This is a genomic window from Eudoraea sp. (genome assembly GCF_049665975.1).
Lineage (GTDB): Bacteria > Bacteroidota > Bacteroidia > Flavobacteriales > Flavobacteriaceae > Eudoraea.
In genome coordinates this window covers 1-3,178 of record NZ_JBATGR010000432.1, presented here as the reverse complement: position 1 = coordinate 3,178, position 3,178 = coordinate 1, and the positions used below count along the sequence as shown (strand labels likewise).

2 protein-coding genes are annotated in these 3,178 nt (G+C 40.6%); one reads left to right on the top strand and one right to left on the bottom strand.

The genetic code is table 11. From position 1 onward, the window contains the following. The coding region (locus tag WBN20_RS14235; RefSeq protein ID WP_424282167.1) for an immunoglobulin domain-containing protein at positions 1-1,589 on the bottom strand (1,589 nt) is incomplete at its 3' end. A 286-nt stretch (positions 1,590-1,875) separates the two neighbouring features. Between WBN20_RS14235 and glnS the strand changes: the two genes are divergently transcribed. Further along, positions 1,876-3,178 (top strand): glutamine--tRNA ligase (glnS, locus tag WBN20_RS14230; protein ID WP_424282166.1); only part of this gene is annotated, 1,303 nt, incomplete at its 3' end.

Here is a 3,178-nt window from a genome sequence, read left to right as displayed (position 1 = left end):
ATTGGTTCTGAGGGACCACAACTAATAAGACCTGTACTGTTAATAGTTAAAGTCTCATTTACCAAAAGTTGAACGGTCAAAGAATTTGAGGTTGCATTATAGGTAGTGATATTGCCATCTACTTCGTAACTTCCATTTTCAGTAATGTCAGTTAAACTTATGCTGGCTGAAGTTTCTCCGCTTAAAGGACTACCATCTTTTTTCCATTGATATGTAAATGCTGAAATAAGGGAAGCAGTTACATCAGTAACCCCTCCACCCGAATCTATAGCATTGATGGTGGTTACATCCAGAACAATACTGTTGTTCGTACAAGCCGCATAGGTAGAAGCATAATCAATTATGACCTCAAAAGAAGCCGGAGTGACTACCGTTGTAGTTTCAGAATCTATAGAGGTTGAAGAACAAGGCCCTCCACTTAGAGAAACACGCGCAAAATATGAACCGGTTTCTGTTTCACTTACAGATATATTGTTGCTTGTTGCGCCTGCGATGGGACTACCATCTTTATACCATTGATAAGTTGGAGAAGAAGCGCTAGTGGTTACGCTTAATGTTTCGTTTTGTCCGGGTAAAACAACCACGTTGGCCGGATTATCCCTGGTTACCGTAAAATTCCCGGCATTAGTGATGGTCACAGCCGAAGATCTTTCTACACAAGCTCCGGGACCAAAAATTTCAACTTGATAATCACCTTCAAACCCGGGTACAGAAGCATCTACAGTAAAAATATAATTATCAGACGAAGGAATGGCCGTACCATCTTTAAACCAGGTATACGTTAAACTGGGATTATTTATGTTTGCTTCAAGATTTTCAGTTTCACCAGCACACAAATCTGTTTTGGCCGGGGGGTTAATAGCTATTCCTAAGCTGGCACCTGTGGTTACATCAATAATATTGGAAAGGGTATTCCCAGAACCGGAGCATGCGCCATAATCAATTTCTACGTTATACATTCCTGCCTGCGAAACCGTTATAGACTGGCTCTTTTCGGCCAAAGGCGATCCGCTTCTATACCAATTATACTGATAGGTATTTGCATTCGGAAGATTATATACCTCAAGGGTAATGGAGTTCCCGTTACATACTTCAGCCGTACCGTCTCCAAAGTCGGCATTGCCTTGCTGTCTAATAGTAAGACCGGAATTTACATCGATATAGTACATTGGATATGCAACAGAAGCCGTGCCAATAACGGCAGGGCTTGTACTTCTAACTCTCATTTTATATCCTTCACCCCTGGTATCTGTTGGGAGTGCAAATTGAATGAAGAAATCAAAATTTGTGTTTTTTGTAGCATCTCTGGCAAGTTCTACCGGACTTGCAAAACTCCCGCTTGCATCTGATAGTTCAAGAATAAATTCATTATCACCGTTAACTAGCGGAGGACTCCAGGTGAAATTTACCCAGTAGTCATTAAAAGAACCGGAGGCACAAGCCTTATCCCAGGGAGAACTTCCGGGTGGTGGTGTCTGGTTAGGTGCTGCAACAGGAGCATTTAAAACCTGTGCGCTGAGCTGCATGCATCCTAACAGCAGTATGGTCAAAAAGAAATACTTGATTTTAAAGGATAGTTTTGCTCTCATAAGTAGTGTAGTTTTGGGGGAACTACAGTTTTACCTCTTACTGGATTTGGGTTTTGGCAAACCGTATAGGCGTTCGTTGTTTTTTTCGTTTTACATGCGTTGTTAAAGTTTTACTCGAATTTTACCAGTGTATTAACAACAAATATGTCATTTAATTACCTGGCCAGGAATTTAATGTTGTAGCACCAATTAAATATGTTGTGAAATCAGGTTATTGTATGGTGAGGATCTTTTATTGGCGGTCATACCCTCATTTTTCCTACATTTGTGCTTCAAAATTAAATTCATGAGTGAATCACCTAAATCACTTAATTTTATAGAACATATTATTGAAGATGACCTGGCTAACAGGTTTCCTTCTAATGCTTTAAGATTTCGGTTTCCTCCAGAACCAAATGGTTACTTACACATTGGCCACGCGAGCTCTATTTGCCTTAATTTTGGTCTTGGACTTCGCTATAATGCGCCAGTAAACCTTAGGTTTGATGACACAAATCCCATTAAGGAAGAACAGGAGTATGTAGACGCTATTAAACGCGATGTCGAATGGATGGGATTTAAATGGGACATAGAATGTTATGCCTCAGATTATTTTCAATCCTTATATGATTGGGCCGTGGAACTTATAAAAAGAGGTAAGGCTTATGTTGATAGCCAGACTTCCGAGGAAATGGCCAGACAAAAGGGAACGCCCACAGAACCTGGGGTTAATAGCCCATACAGAGACAGATCTGTTGAAGAAAACATTCGTCTTTTTCAGGGCATGAAGGATGGCCTTTATGATGAGGGAACCCATGTTCTGAGGGCGAAAATAGACATGTCTTCACCCAATATGTTAATGCGAGACCCCATTATGTATCGGATCCTGAAACGTGCACATCACAGAACAAATACCGATTGGTGTATTTATCCAATGTATGACTGGACTCATGGGGAGAGTGACTATTTGGAACAGGTATCTCACTCTCTATGTACTCTTGAGTTTGCTCCTCACAGAGAACTATATGATTGGTTTTTAGACCAGGTAACGGATCCGGAAAAAGTAAGACCAAAGCAACGTGAATTCGCACGAAGAAATTTAAGCCATACTGTTGTAAGTAAACGTAAATTACTTCAATTAGTGGAAAAAGGGTTGGTAAATGGTTGGGACGACCCTAGAATGCCCACTATATCGGGTTTGCGCAGAAGAGGGTTTACCCCGGAATCTATCCGGAATTTTGCAGAGACCATTGGGATAGCCAAGCGGGAGAATGTTGTGGACGTTTCACTTTTGGAATTTCACATTAGAGAACATCTCAATAAAATCGCCCCCCGGGTAATGGCTGTTTTGAACCCTTTAAAAGTGGTAATTACGAATTATCCTGATAGCGAAGAAGAATGGCTCGAGGCAGAAAACAATCCGGAAGATGAATCGGCCGGTTTTCGTCAACTTCCTTTTTCTAAAGAGTTATATATTGAAAGAGAGGATTTTAGAGAAGAAGCGAACAGGAAATTTTTTAGATTAAAACTGGGAGGCGAAGTTCGTCTTAAAAATGCCTATATTATAAAAGCTGAGAGTTGTACTAAGGATGCTGATGGAAATATTTTGG